This window comes from Streptomyces sp. NPDC107654 (genome assembly GCF_055639035.1).
This window is the reverse complement of sequence record NZ_JBVKBI010000025.1, coordinates 52,534-65,774: the sequence shown is the minus strand read 5'-3', so window position 1 is coordinate 65,774 and position 13,241 is coordinate 52,534. Positions and strand designations below refer to the sequence as shown.

General features: G+C 71.3%; 12 protein-coding genes and 1 pseudogene. 7 read left to right on the top strand and 6 right to left on the bottom strand.

The features are described from left to right. Positions 1 to 88 precede the first annotated feature (88 nt). From ACZ7N4_RS32105 to fxsA, 5 genes and pseudogenes are all read left to right on the top strand, one after another. On the top strand, positions 89 to 883 hold the full coding sequence (locus ACZ7N4_RS32105; protein WP_471365399.1) for a polyprenol monophosphomannose synthase: 795 nt from the start codon (positions 89 to 91) through the stop codon (positions 881 to 883). Between the two features lie 110 nt (positions 884 to 993). Continuing rightward, positions 994 to 1,956 carry an IS481 family transposase gene (locus tag ACZ7N4_RS32100; RefSeq protein WP_471365396.1) on the top strand — a complete coding sequence of 321 codons (963 nt, stop codon included), beginning with the start codon at positions 994 to 996 and terminating at the stop codon, positions 1,954 to 1,956. 333 nt (positions 1,957 to 2,289) lie between these two features. Further along, on the top strand, positions 2,290 to 3,411 hold the full coding sequence (locus ACZ7N4_RS32095; protein WP_471365393.1) for a M48 family metallopeptidase: 1,122 nt from the start codon (positions 2,290 to 2,292) through the stop codon (positions 3,409 to 3,411). Positions 3,412 to 3,437: 26 nt separating this feature from the next. Further along, positions 3,438 to 4,324: pseudogene (locus ACZ7N4_RS32090) on the top strand (IS5 family transposase); the annotation flags it as partial. 153 nt (positions 4,325 to 4,477) lie between these two features. Further along, complete coding sequence (fxsA, locus tag ACZ7N4_RS32085; protein ID WP_471365390.1) at positions 4,478 to 5,035, top strand: FxsA family membrane protein; 558 nt, start codon at positions 4,478 to 4,480, stop codon at positions 5,033 to 5,035. Between the two features lie 100 nt (positions 5,036 to 5,135). On the opposite strand, the gene ACZ7N4_RS32080 is transcribed toward fxsA, so the two are convergent. From ACZ7N4_RS32080 to yczE, 4 genes are all read right to left on the bottom strand, one after another. Then, a complete protein-coding gene (locus ACZ7N4_RS32080; protein ID WP_003977404.1) occupies positions 5,136 to 5,510 on the bottom strand; it encodes an RNA polymerase-binding protein RbpA in 375 nt (124 codons plus the stop codon). A 278-nt stretch (positions 5,511 to 5,788) separates the two neighbouring features. Next, positions 5,789 to 7,135 (bottom strand): MFS transporter, encoded by a 1,347-nt coding sequence (locus ACZ7N4_RS32075; RefSeq protein WP_471365386.1) that lies wholly within the window; start codon positions 7,133 to 7,135, stop codon positions 5,789 to 5,791. A 53-nt stretch (positions 7,136 to 7,188) separates the two neighbouring features. Then, on the bottom strand, positions 7,189 to 7,965 hold the full coding sequence (locus tag ACZ7N4_RS32070; protein ID WP_471365383.1) for a glycerophosphodiester phosphodiesterase: 777 nt from the start codon (positions 7,963 to 7,965) through the stop codon (positions 7,189 to 7,191). After that, positions 7,962 to 8,648, bottom strand: a complete 687-nt coding sequence (gene yczE, locus ACZ7N4_RS32065; protein WP_471365380.1) for a membrane protein YczE — start codon at positions 8,646 to 8,648, stop codon at positions 7,962 to 7,964. Before yczE ends, ACZ7N4_RS32070 begins: the two co-directional genes overlap by 4 nt. A gap of 102 nt (positions 8,649 to 8,750) precedes the next feature. On the opposite strand from yczE, the gene ACZ7N4_RS32060 reads away from it, so the two are divergent. Beyond that, positions 8,751 to 10,259 (top strand): SCO1417 family PLP biosynthesis transcription factor, encoded by a 1,509-nt coding sequence (locus tag ACZ7N4_RS32060; RefSeq protein ID WP_471365378.1) that lies wholly within the window; start codon positions 8,751 to 8,753, stop codon positions 10,257 to 10,259. A 204-nt stretch (positions 10,260 to 10,463) separates the two neighbouring features. Here the strand turns inward: ACZ7N4_RS32060 and ACZ7N4_RS32055 are convergent, their stop codons facing one another. Then, on the bottom strand, positions 10,464 to 12,074 hold the full coding sequence (locus ACZ7N4_RS32055; protein WP_471365374.1) for an ATP-binding cassette domain-containing protein: 1,611 nt from the start codon (positions 12,072 to 12,074) through the stop codon (positions 10,464 to 10,466). Between the two features lie 34 nt (positions 12,075 to 12,108). Then, positions 12,109 to 12,303 (bottom strand): hypothetical protein, encoded by a 195-nt coding sequence (locus ACZ7N4_RS32050; protein WP_030620070.1) that lies wholly within the window; start codon positions 12,301 to 12,303, stop codon positions 12,109 to 12,111. Positions 12,304 to 12,586: 283 nt separating this feature from the next. Between ACZ7N4_RS32050 and ACZ7N4_RS32045 the strand changes: the two genes are divergently transcribed. Continuing rightward, positions 12,587 to 12,979, top strand: a complete 393-nt coding sequence (locus ACZ7N4_RS32045) for an ankyrin repeat domain-containing protein (protein ID WP_471365369.1) — start codon at positions 12,587 to 12,589, stop codon at positions 12,977 to 12,979. Positions 12,980 to 13,241 lie beyond the last annotated feature (262 nt).

The window sequence follows — 13,241 nt, the reverse complement described above, 5'->3', positions numbered from 1 at the left end:
AATCGACACCACGATACGCACGCGCTGTCACGTCTTCCCAGGCGGCGGCCACTATGGTGGACCCTGCGTACGACATGAAGGGGCAGCAGTGAACGACGGCGACGGGACCCTCGCGGCCAAGGCCCAGGGGAGGCAGTTCGGTCCGCTCGGCACGGCCTTGGTGATCATCCCGACCTACAACGAGGCCGAGAACATCAAGACCATCGTCGGCCGGGTGCGCAAGGCCGTCCCCGAGGCGCACGTACTGATCGCGGACGACAACAGTCCCGACGGCACCGGCAAGCTCGCCGACGAGCTGGCCGCCGAGGACGACCACGTCAAGGTGCTGCACCGCAAGGGCAAGGAGGGCCTCGGCGCCGCCTACCTCGCGGGCTTCCGCTGGGGCATCGAGCGGGACTACGGCGTGCTGATCGAGATGGACGCCGACGGCTCCCACCAGCCGGAGGAGCTGCCCCGGCTGCTCACCGCCCTCAAGGGCGCCGACCTGGTCCTCGGCTCCCGCTGGGTGCCCGGCGGCCGGGTCGTGAACTGGCCCAAGTCCCGCGAGTTCCTCTCGCGCGGCGGCTCCACCTACTCGCGGCTCATGCTCGACGTGCCGATCCGCGACGTGACCGGCGGCTTCCGGGCCTTCCGCCGGGAGACCCTGGAGGGGCTCGGCCTCGGCGAGGTCGCCTCGCAGGGCTACTGCTTCCAGGTCGACCTGGCCCGCCGCGCGGTGAAGGCCGGGTACCACGTGGTCGAGGTGCCCATCACCTTCGTGGAGCGCGAACTCGGCGACTCCAAGATGAGCAAGGACATCGTGGTCGAGGCGCTGTGGCGGGTGACCGCCTGGGGCGTCGGGGACCGCCTGGGCAAGTTCACCGGCAAGGACAAGCACGTCTAGGTGTGCTGTCCCGGGACGTTGGTGACACGCGTGCTGGGTGCTTGAACAGGTGAGGGCCTTCTGGGTTCGGTGTGGATTGCGACATCTGCACCAACGCCCAGGAGGCCCTCGTGTCCCACCGTAATGCCCCGCTGACTCCTACTGGCAGGCTGCGTCTGGCCCGGTGTGTCGTGGACGACGGCTGGCCGTTGCGGCGGGCTGCGGAACGCTTCCAGGTCAGCCACACCACTGCCGCCCGCTGGGCCAGCCGCTACCGGCAGCTGGGCGAGGCCGGGATGCACGACCGCTCCAGCCGTCCACGCCAGAGCCCGCGCCAGACTCCTGCTGCGGTCGAGCTGCAGGTCGTGCGGCTTCGGCGCCAGCACCGTATCGGGCCGGTGCGGCTGGCCGCCCGAGCCGGTGTCGCCGCCTCCACCGCCCACCGCATCCTGGTCCGGCACGGCCTGCCCGCCCTGGCCGCCACGGACCGGGCCACCGGCGAGCCCGTCCGCCGCTACGAACGCGCTCGGCCCGGCGAACTGGTCCACATCGACGTCAAGAAACTCGGCCGCATCCCCGACGGCGGCGGCCACAAAGTCCTCGGCCGGGCGGCCGGCAGCCCGAACAAGGACCGCCGCAACGGAGCCGGCTACGCCTACCTGCACACCGCCCTGGACGACCACACCCGCCTCGCCTACACCGAAGACCTGCCCGACGAGAAAGCCGCCACCTGCGCCGGCTTCCTGCGGCGAGCGGTCGCCTGGTTCGCCGAATGCGGCGTGACCGTCGAACGCGTCCTGACCGACAACGCCTGGGCCTACACCAAAAACACCTGGCGCGACACCTGCCACCAGCTGGGCATCAGCCCCCGCTGGACCCGGCCCTGGCGCCCGCAGACCAACGGCAAGGTCGAACGCTTCCACCGCACCCTGCTCGAGGAATGGGCCTACCACCGGCCCTACACCTCAGACGCCGAACGGCAGGCCGCGTTTCCCGACTGGCTGGACTGGTACAACTACCACCGACCCCACACCGGCATCAGCGGCCAACCACCAGCCAGCCGCGTCACCAACCTCTCCGGACAGCACATCTAGGGCGTGTTTCGAAACTCGCCCATCCATCCCCGACGACAGCCCGGAGGCCCCCCTCACCCCGGGTCCTTCAGCTCCAGAAGCATATGGCCACGCTGACAGTCGCAAAGGTTGAGCAAAGGCTGAATCAAGCCTGCTGCCGCGTCACTCACAGAGTCAAGATCATTCCTCATGGATGAGGATGTAGGCTCCATGTGTCCGCAGTGTCATGTGTCCCTGCCGGAATCGGATCCCCGGTTCAGCGCCTGGTGTCCAGCCTGCGACTGGAACCTTGACCCGCGCAGCGATGATGCCTCCTGGAAGGGCGGACCGCGTGATTTGGCCCGTCAGGAGCGAGTGTTCCACAGCGCATTGACGGGCCGGGCGGGGGCAGCACCGTGGAATGCTGCACTTTTCGGAGCACTGGTGCTTGCAACCGCAGTCCACTTGGTCACCGTCGTGCTCGCGGGTACAGGCGTGTGGTTGCTCGTCGTCGGAACCTGGCCGGAGCGGATTCTCGGCGCGGTGGAAGTTCTCGTCGCATTGGTGCTCCGTCCGCGGTTCGGGAGGATGCCCGGATACCCCCTGAAGCCGGCCGCTGCGCCGACGCTTTATGTAGTGATGAAGCGGATAGCTGCCGAGCTCGGCATCCGGCCGGTACATGCGATTGCCGTCGATGCGCGGTACGGCTCGGGCTGCATGGTGGCGGGTCTGCGTCGGCGGCGCGTACTCGTATTGGGCTTGCCGCTGTGGGAGGCGCTCACCACGGACCAGCGGCTGGCCCTGCTCGGCCATGATCTCGGTCGTGCCTCGGCTGGAAGGGGTGCAAGCGGTGCCTGGGTCCAGACAGCCCTGGATGCGCTCACTGCCTGGGCGGACGTGATCAAACCCTCTCCCGAGCTGGAGGACGCTCGACAGGGCGTGCTGGACGCCAATGCGTTCCGTACAGGAGGCATAGGAGGAGTACGTCAAAACACCACTGTCAGCATGGGCCAGGCGCTTGCTCAACCACTTCAGAACCTGTTGGCTGCCGGAATGCTTGTGCTCCACCGACTGCTGAGCCGACTCAATGACCGCTCCGGCGGACAGGCGCAGTACCGGGCTGACGAGATGGCCGCCCGCGTGGCCTCCGCCGACTCGGCGGACGGACTGCTCCGGGCTCTGTTGCTGGAGGACACTGCTAGCTTCGCCCTCGAATACGCCACCCGCAGCGGGGACGACGTCTGGGCGCGCGTGCGCGCATCCCTGGCGTCGGTTCCGGACACGGAGCGTGAGCGGCGCCTGCGCCTTGCCCAGCTGCGCGGTGACACGTGCGACGAGGGCTCCCCTCCCACCTACTTCCGCATCCAATTCGTCAACGAGATCTCCTGCCACAACGCAGCAGTGACGCTGAGCAGTGAGGAGGAGCAGGCGATCGATGCCGAACTGCTGCCCCTCCGGAACGCGATCGCCGACGAACTTCGAGACAAGGCCAGTTAGATTAGGGTGTGCTTTAGAAGTGGATCTTGACATGTCAAGATCCACTTCATGGGAAGCACCATCTGACGAATGCGCAGTGGGCGGAGTCGGAGCCTCTGCTCCCCGCTGGGAAGAAGTCCGGACAACCGCCGGTACACACCAAGCGGCAGCTGATAGACGGCATACGCTGGCGCACCCGCGTCGACACTCCGTGGCGGGACGTGCCCGGGCGGTACGGCCCATGAGAGACGGTGCGCGGACTGTTTCCGCCTTGGCAGCGGGACGGCACCTGGCATCGCATTCTTTAACAATCGCAGGCCCGGGCCGATACCGAGGGGCTGATCACCTGGGATGTCTCGGTGGACTCGACCACGCCCGCGCCACCAGCAGCGGCGGGTGCCCGCAAAATGGGGATCTGCGGGTCGAGCCGCCCGGCGGTGTGTTCACCGAGCCCGACGGCCACGGGCTCGGACGCTCCCGGGGCGGGCTGACCACCAAGCTCCACCTGGCGGACGAACAGGCCCAGCCGCAGATGTCGCTGGTGATCACGGCCGGACAGCGCGGTGACCCCCCCGCAGTTCCAGGTGGTCCCGGGTCGCATCCGGGTGCCCCGACCCGGGCTCGGCCGTGCGCGTACCCGGCCGGGCAAGGTTCGCGCCGACAAGGCGTACGGCTCCCGCGTGAACCGCGCCTACCTCCGCGAGCGTGGTATCCGCTGCACGATCCCGGAGAAGCGCGACCAGATCGCCAACCCGCAAGAAGCGCGGTTCCCTCGGTGGCCACCGACGTTCGACCCGGCCGACTTCGAGGAGCGACACGCGGCGGAATGCGGCATCAATCGTCTCAAGCTCCACCGCGCGGTCGCCACGAGATACGGCATGCTCGCCGGCCGCTACGGGGCGACGTGATGGTCGCAGCCATCAACAAATGGCTAGGACCAGCATTTTCGAAGCACGCGCTAGCCAGGCCTGACCGAGCCCGACCAGGCCTGGCGGAGCGGGACCCGACCGCCTGGCCGAGCGGGAGCCGGCGTCGGCAGACCGCAGCCCTTATCCCGTGCTGAGCCGCGTCCAGGCACACTGGGAGCATGACGACTGGCGCTCCGACCTCCCCGAACACCACCCGCCGCCGGCCCTCCCGGCTGCGCAGGTATCTGCCGCTGGGCCTCGCCGTGTGGCTGGTGCTGGAGATCTGGCTGCTGACCGTGGTCGCGGGCGCGGCGGGCGGGCCCACGGTGTTCCTGCTGCTCGTCGCGGGCGTCGTGGCCGGCTCCGTGGTCATCAAGCGGGCCGGCCGCCGCGCCTTCCGGAGCCTGAACGAGGCACTGCAGCAGGGCGGCTCGCCGGCGCGCGGCGGGGGCAACGGCCTGATGATGCTCGGCGGTCTGCTGCTGATCATCCCCGGTCTCGTCTCGGACGCGGCCGGCCTGCTCCTGCTGCTCCCGCCCGTCCAGAAGGCGGTCGGCCGCCTCACCGAGAACGCCCTGGAGCGCCGCCTGCGCAAGGCCGTTCCCGGCAGCCTCGGCGACGCCTTCCAGCAGGCCCGCATGCACCGGCCCGACGGCAGGGTGGTGCAGGGCGAGGTCGTCCGGGACGACCAGCCGCACGGCGCCCCGCAGGGGCCCCGCCCGCCGCTGACGCGCTGACCCGCGCAAGCAGAAGACTGCGGGCGCCGTACGTGGAATCCACGTACGGCGCCCGCCGTCGTATGCGTTGCGCTGTAGACCGGCCGAAGCCCCGCTGGGACTAGGCGCTCTTGCGGCTGTCCCGGGGATGGACCGCGATGTTCATCGCCCCCGAACGCAGAACCGCCAGACGCTCCTCGAGGACCTCTTCGAGTTCCTCACGGGTACGCCGCTCCATCAGCATGTCCCAATGGGTACGCGCGGGCTTGGCCTTCTTCTCCTCAGGGCCGTCGCCGTCCACCAGGAGTGCCTGGGCGCCGCAGACCTTGCACTCCCACTCCGGCGGGATCTCCGCCTCGACAGAGAAGGGCATCTCAAAACGGTGCCCCTTCTCACATGCGTACTCCACGGCCTGGCGCGGGGCCAGGTCGATACCGCGGTCCGTCTCGTAGCTGGTCACCACGAGGCGCGTACCGCGAAGAGCTCGCTCACTCATGAATCGTGCCTCCCGGGCTTGTCGCCCACAGGACAGGTGTCGCTGTCGTCGTCATCCGGTCAACGTCCGGTCGGCGGTAAAGATTCCCGTTCCGAGTCCCGTTCCGGGTCATGCGTCGCCGTCGTAGCCGCCCCTTGTTCTACCCACAGGCGCCCGGTTTGTCACATCTGCTAGCAGATGTCACCCAGCGTTTCGGCATCTTTGACGCGCAGTAACGGTACGCCTGGCAGGCCAAACGCGTACACTACCGCCCTTTCACGCCGTGTGTGAAATCGACGCTAGATCTTTTCCGGAACCGGGTTCCCCGCCTCGTGGATCGCACGCCTCACCGGAACCCGCGCCAGCAGCACGAAACCCACCACGAAGAAGGCCACCAGGGAGAAGATCGCCGACCGGTAGCTCCCGGTCAGCTGGTAGGTCACGCCGAACAGCAGCGGGCCGAGCCAGCTCATCCCGCGGTCGCTCATCTCGTACGCGGAGAAGTACTCGGCCTCCTTGCCCGGCGGCACGAGGTGCGAGAACAGCGACCTCGACAGCGCCTGGCTGCCGCCGAGCACCAGGCCGATCCCGGCGGCCAGCGCGAAGAACCACACCGGCGCCCGCGCCGGCAGGAACCAGCCCGCCGCCAGCGTGAGCGTCCACGCCACCAGCGAGCCGAGGATCGTGCGCCGGGCGCCGTACGTCCGCGCCAGCCGGCCCATCGCCAGCGCGCCCGCCACGGCCAGCACCTGGACCAGCAGCACGGCCCCGATGAGCGTCGACTGCCCGAGCCCCAGCTCCTCGGAGCCATAGACCGAGGCCTGGGTGATCACCGTCTGGATGCCGTCGTTGTAGACGAGGTACGCCAGCAGGAACGCCAGGGTCAGCGGATGCCGGCGCATGTCCCGGACCGTGGCCGCGAGCTGCCGCAGCCCCGGCGCCGTCGCGTGCGCCGCGCGCGTGCGGCGGTCGCGCAGCCTGCGCAGCGGTACGAGGGTGAAGGCGCCCCACCACAGTCCGGCCGAGGCCAGGCAGATGCGGACCGCCGCCGTCTCGGAGAGGCCGAATGCGCCGTGCGCCGAGTAGAGCACCAGGTCGGCGACGAGCACCAGGGAGCCCGCCGCGTAGCCGAACGCCCAGCCCCGGGAGGAGACGGCGTCGCGCTGCTCGGGCGGGGCGATCTGCGGCAGGTAGGAGTTGTAGAGCATCATCCCGACCGACTGCGCCGCGTTGGCCACGACGAGCAGCATCCCGCCGAGCAGATACCGGTCGCCGTCCAGGAAGAACATCCCGGTGGTCGCCGCCGCGCCGGTGTACGCCGCCGCGGCGAGCAACGGCTTCTTGCGGCCCGTGCGGTCGGCCGCGCTGCCCACCAGCGGCATCAGGACGACCGCCACGATCACCGACAGGGACACCGAGTAGGCGAAGAAGGAGCCCGCGCGGACCGGGATCCCCAGCGGGTGCACATAGCCGTCGCCGTCCGCCGCGTGCTCGGCGACCGAGGTGAGGTACGGGCCGAGGAACACCGTGAGGACACTCGTCGAGTAGACCGAGCACGCCCAGTCGTAGGCGTACCAGCCGCGCTGCTCGCGCCGCAGCCCGGCGGCCTCGTCCGCCGCCCCGGTCCGCACGGTGTCGGTGCTCACCCGTGCCCTCGCTTCCCGTGCTCCTGCGAAGGCTCGGCCGGGCGGCCGGGCGGTCATACCCAGACGCCGCGCTCCTCCATGACCTTGCGCAACGTGTCGATGTGATCGGTCATGATGCCATCAACCCCGAGGTCGAGCAGCCGGTGCATGCGTGCCGGTTCGTTGATCGTCCACACGTGCACCTGCAGCCCGCGCGCGTGGGCGGCGCGGACGAAACGGTGGTCGACCACGGGCACGCCCGACTGGGCCTCGGGCACCTGCGCGGCCACCGCCGAGCGGCGCACCGCGGCTGGCAGACCCCAGGAGCGCAGCCGCAGGTTCAGGATCCCGCGCGTGCCGAACGAGGTGGCCAGCCGCGGTCCGGCCAGCCGCTGCGCCCGCAGCACCCGCGCCTCGGAGAAGGAGCCCACGCAGACCCGGTCCCAGGCGTTCGCGCGCTCGATCAGCTCCAGCAGGGGCCGCAGCGCCGGCTCCGCCTTGACGTCGACGTTCCAGCGGGTGCCGGGGAACGCCTCCAGCAGTTCCTCGAACAGCGGCACCGGTTCCCGGCCGCCCACGCGCGCGTGCCGTATCTCCGCCCACGGCAGGTCGGCGATCCGGCCCGCGCCGTCGGTGACCCGGTCCAGGGTGTCGTCGTGGAAGGCCACCAGGCGGCCGTCCGCCGAGGCGTGCACATCCGTCTCGATGTACCGGTAGCCCAGCTCCACCGCGCGCCGGAACTGCGCCACGGTGTTCTCCAGGCCGTCGGCCGCCCCGCCCCGGTGGGCGAAGGCGATCGGCCCCGGGTGGTCCAGGTAGGGGTGGCGCGGGCGCGGTGTCGTGAGGGTCACGGACGCAGTATGGCTCGTTCCGGTGTCCCGCCGGCAACGACCGTGCTGCCCGTCGACGCCGCCGGGACGGCGAACACCCGCAGGAAGGCCTGGGCGAGCGGGCCGATGCCCACCGCGTACAGCACGGTACCCACCCCGATGGTGCCGCCCAGGAGGAACCCGGTGGCCACCACCGCCACCTCGACCGCCGTCCGCATCAGCCGGATCGACCGGCCGGTGCGCCGGTGCAGCCCCGTCATCAGCCCGTCCCGCGGACCCGGCCCGAACCGCGCCGCGATGTACAGACCCGTCGCCGCTCCGTTCAGCACGATGCCCGCCAGCAGCAGCGGGACCCGCACGGCGAGGGAACGGGCGTCCGGGAGCAGCGCGAGCGCGCCGTCCATGGCGAGACCGACCACGAAGACGTTGGAGACCGTGCCGAGCCCGGGCCGCTGGCGCAGCGGGACCCACAGCAGCAGCACCGCAGCCCCCACGATGATCGACACCACCCCGATGCTCAGCCCGGTCAGCTCCGCGAGCCCCTGGTGCAGCACGTTCCACGGCTCCAGCCCGAGCCCCGCCGCCACGAGCAGTGCGGAACTGGCGCCGTAGAGGGTGAGGCCGGCGTACAGCTGGACCAGCCGGCGGGGGAGACGGCGGCCGGGAGGGGAGGCGCCGGGGGTGGCGGGGTCGGGAGTGGACACGGGATTTCCCCCTGGGTGGTGAGGGTGGCCTGACACATGACACTCTGTGGCTTGGGATGAATCGTCATCCATGGCCAATTCGGGGAAGGTGGACTGATCTTCATGGCGCAGTGGACCTCGGCCGTGGGGGCCGCGCAGCTCGCCCGGCTCCTCAACTCCCAGCAGGACCGCCCGGCCGGCCCCGGCACCCGCCGTCCCCCCGCCTACCGCGCCCTCGCCGACGGCGTCCGGCTGCTCGTGCTGGAGGGCCGCGTCCCGGTGGCCGCGCGCCTGCCCGCGGAACGCGAGCTGGCCCTGGCCCTGTCCGTCAGCCGCACCACCGTCGCGGCGGCCTACGAGGCGCTGCGCGGCGAGGGGTTCCTGGAGTCCCGGCGCGGAGCCGGCAGCTGGACCGCCGTACCGGCCGGCAACCCGATCCCGGCACGCGGCCTGGAACCCCTGCCCCCGGAGGCCCTGGGCTCGGTGATCGACCTGGGCTGCGCCTCGCTCCCGGCGCCCGAGCCGTGGCTGACCCGGGCCGTGCAGGGCGCGCTGGAGGAACTGCCGCCGTACGCCCACACGCACGGTGACTACCCGGCCGGGCTGCCCGCCCTGCGCTCGATGATCGCCGAGCGCTACACCGCGCGCGGGATCCCCACCATGCCGGAGCAGATCATGGTGACGACCGGGGCGATGGGCGCCATCGACGCCATCTGTCACCTCTTCGCGGGTCGCGGCGAGCGGATCGCCGTGGAGTCCCCGTCCTACGCCAACATCCTCCAGCTGATGCGCGAGACGGGTGCCCGACTGATCCCGGTCGCGATGGCCGAGGGCCTGTCCGGCTGGGACATGGACCGCTGGCGCCAGGTGCTGCGCGAGGCCGCGCCGCGGCTCGCCTACGTCGTCGCCGACTTCCACAACCCCACGGGGGCGCTCGCCGGCGAGGACCAGCGGCGCCGGCTGGTGGACGCGGCCCGCTCGGCCGGGACGGTGCTCGTCGCCGACGAGACGATGACCGAGCTGTGGCTGGAGGAGGAGTTCCGGGACGGTGGCATGCCCCGGCCGGTGTGCGCCTTCGACCCGGCCGGCTCCACCGTGATCACCGTCGGCTCGGCCAGCAAGGCGTTCTGGGCCGGGATGCGGATCGGCTGGGTCCGGGCGGCGCCGGACGTCATCCGCAGCCTGGTCGCCGCGCGGGCCTACGCCGACCTGGGCACACCGGTGCTGGAGCAGCTGGCCGTGAACTGGCTCTTCAGCACCGGGGGCTGGGAGCAGGCGGTCGAGCTGCGCCGGGAGCAGGCGCTGGAGAACCGGGACGCGCTGGTGACCGCGATCCGGCGGGAGCTGCCGGACTGGGAGTTCGAGGTGCCGCAGGGGGGCCTGACCCTCTGGGTCCGCGCCGGCGGCCTCTCCGGCTCCCGCCTCGCGGAGGCGGGTGAGCGGACCGGCGTCCGCGTGCCGTCCGGCCCCCGCTTCGGCGTCGACGGTGCCTTCGAGGGCTACGTCCGCCTTCCGTTCACCGTCGGGGGAGCGGTGGCGGAGGAGGCCGCGGTACGGCTCGCCGCCGCGGCCCGGCTGGTGGAGTCGGGTGCGACGGGGGGTGCGGAGGCGCCGCGGACGTTCGTGGCGTAGGCGGGGCGGGGGCCGGGGGCTCGCGGTGTGGGCGGGGGCGTTCGTGGCCTGGGCGGGTGCGGGCTGCGGCGCGTCCGCGGCTGCGGGGTCGTCGTGGCTGGTCGCGCGGTTCCCGTGCCTCTCCGGGACGCTGGTGGCCGCGCCCACCCGTCGCGGCCTCGCGGCTGTCGGAAGAACCCCGCCCAGCCGCGGCACAGGGTGCGGTCAGCTCTCGGCCGCCATCGCCTCCGCGGCCACCGGGGTCATGTCCTGCGCCGGCTTCGTCAGGTCCGTCGGCTCCCCGGCCCCGGCGCCGGCGCGGGCCGGCAGCAGCTCCAGCACCGCCTGCCGGTCGGCGTCGCTCGTGGCGTCGTCGTAGGGGTCGGGCGTGCGCGGCACCTGCAAGCGGTGCACCGGACCGGACCCCAGCCGCGCGTACCCCCGCCCGGGCGGCACATGGGCCATCGGTGTCGTGTGCGGCGGCACCCCCAGCACCGCCTCCACCTGCTGCGGTGCCGCCGTCCCGAGGACGACACGCGCGCGCGTGTGCTGCCGTACCGCGTCGCTCAACACCTCCGCGCTGTCGAAGTGCTCGGCCACGACCACGGTCACGTTCGCCGCGCGGCCGTGCCGCAGCGGCACCTGGAGCAGCGTCTGCGGGTCCTTGCGGCCGTCCGCCGCGGCGAGGTGCGCGAAGACGCCGGGGCGGTCCATCAGGATCCACAGCGGGCGCCGGGTGTCCTCGGGCGGCGGGTCGCCCGCCTGCCGCGCCAGGTTGATCGCGATGAGCCGCCGCTCGGTCTCCTGCGCGGCCCACTCCAGGCCGGCCAACGCCCCGGCCAGGGCACACTCCACGCCCAGGACACCGGCCCGGCCGGTCAGGCAGGCGTACTCGCCGGTGCCGCCGCCGTCGACGATCAGCACGTCGCCGTACTGGAGGGTCTGCAGGGCGATGGACCGCAGCAGGGTGGACGTGCCGCTGCCGGGGTGGCCCAGGGCCAGCAGGTGCGGCTCGGTGGAGCGGATGCCGGTGCGCCAGACGACCGGCGGGACGTCGATCCGTTCCTCGCCGTAGGAGAGGGGGAGCGTGCGCGGGACCTCGCTGGGGTCGGTGAAGCCGAGCACGGTCTCGCCGGGCGCGGTGACGAAGCGCTGGGCGGGGACGTCGGCGGGCAGCGGGGGGAGGACGGTGACGGTGAGCTGGTTGCCCGCCTCGTCCCACGCGAAGTGGTACTCGCGGGTGCGCCCGGCCTTCACGGTGAGCAGCTGCTCGATCCGCGCGCGGGCCTCGGCCTCGCCGTCCGGGAAGTACGCGGGGTAGCGGATCACGAGGTGCCCGATGCGCCCGGCGTCGTCGAACTCGTGCGTGGCGAAGGCCTTGTCCCAGGCGCCACCGTGCGCGTACAGCGGCGCCGGGTCGTCGGCGCCGGAGAAGTACGGCACCAGGGCCTCGTACAGGGACTGGAGCCGTTCGGTCTGGGACTCGTCGGGCCCTTCGGGAGCCGACGGGGTGCGGTCCCGGCCCTGCCAGGCCGCTGCGGCCATCACGGTGACGACGGCGAGCAGCGGCCCGTAAGGCATCAGGGCCACGAGCAGGCACAGGGCGGCCACGAAGAACAGCAGTGGCCCGCGCCTGTCCCTGGGGGTGTCCGCCCACCTGCGCCGGCTGGCCGAGGCCAGCAGGCGCAGCCCGCGCGTGACGGTGATCAACGGGTGGAGGACGTCGGTGGCGCTGTCGGCCGCCGTCCGGGCCAGTTCCCTGCTCCGTGCGAGCTGCATCCGGGCGATCTGGGCGCTGTCCTTGCTCAGAATGCGGGGGAGAGGGCGCCGGGCCACTGCTGACTCCTGTCGGTGCGTGTGGGCGGGACGGTCAGAACTTGATGCCGCCCAGAAGGCTGGCCAGGCTCTCCCCGCCGGCTTTGATGCTCGGGGCGATGCCCGTGGTCGACAGGTAGAAGCCGAACAGGGCCGACACCGTGGCGTGCGAGCCCTTCAGGCCGTCCTTGCGGAAGAACAGGAAGACGACGATGCCGAGCAGCAGCACGCCTGAGAGGGAGAGGATCATTTCGGGCCTCCTGGTGTCGAAGGTGGGGGACAGTCACCATGAGTTCTTCCAGGATCACAGGATGTATCCATACGATTAAAGGTGCAACTGGGTGGAAATCGGCTGATTTCCCCTGTATGGAGGAGCGGGTCAAGGCCCGGTTGACCGGCTGGGGTGTCTCGGGCGGGGGTCGCTGCTGATCTTTACCTCGGGCACATCGGGTCATGTGCCACGCGAGCCAGTACGCTGGCGATTCACTCGTACGAAGCAGTTCCCGAAGCAGCATGGAGAGGCGGTCCGGCCGATGAGCGAAGCCCCCGACCCCGAGGTCGTGGAGCTGGCGACCAAGATCTTCGATCTGGCCCGGCAGGGGCAGACCGAGGCGCTCGTGGCGTATGTCGACGCGGGTGTTCCGGCCAACCTCACCAACGACCGCGGCGACTCCCTGGTGATGCTCGCCGCCTATCACGGCCACGCCGACGCGGTGCGCGCGCTGCTCGCCCGCGGCGCGGCGGCGGACCAGGTCAACGACCGGGGTCAGACCCCGCTCGCGGGTGCCGTCTTCAAGGGTGAGACGGACGTGATCAAGGCCCTCCTGGAGGGCGGAGCCGACCCTTCCGCGGGCATGCCGTCGGCCGTCGAAACGGCCCGGATGTTCGGCAAGAAGGAGCTTCTGGACCTGTTCGGCGTCCACTGACGTCGACGCGCTGACCAGGTAGGACACGGAAAACGGGGGAGGCGGTACGGGGCCGCCGGAAATACGGTCGCGGCAGCACACACCGCGGGTCATCATGACGTCGTGATTCACGGACGCGATGGCTGGGCAGGTGTTGCCGCACCGCGCGGGCCGTGATGCGGTCCGCATGGGCCACCGACGAGAGGCAGAGAGAGATGGTCTACAGCAAGCAAGAGACGGCGGGCGCTCCGACGTTGTGTCACGCGGCCAGGTAATGCGTGTT

Coding starts and splice junctions, on each gene's coding strand:
- ACZ7N4_RS32060 (WP_471365378.1), top strand. CDS start 8,751: ATGGCGCAGTGGACCTCGGCCGTGGGGGCCGCGCAGCTCGCCCGGCTC.
- fxsA (WP_471365390.1), top strand. CDS start 4,478: ATGACGACTGGCGCTCCGACCTCCCCGAACACCACCCGCCGCCGGCCC.
- ACZ7N4_RS32050 (WP_030620070.1), bottom strand. CDS start 12,303: ATGATCCTCTCCCTCTCAGGCGTGCTGCTGCTCGGCATCGTCGTCTTC.
- ACZ7N4_RS32080 (WP_003977404.1), bottom strand. CDS start 5,510: ATGAGTGAGCGAGCTCTTCGCGGTACGCGCCTCGTGGTGACCAGCTAC.
- ACZ7N4_RS32045 (WP_471365369.1), top strand. CDS start 12,587: ATGAGCGAAGCCCCCGACCCCGAGGTCGTGGAGCTGGCGACCAAGATC.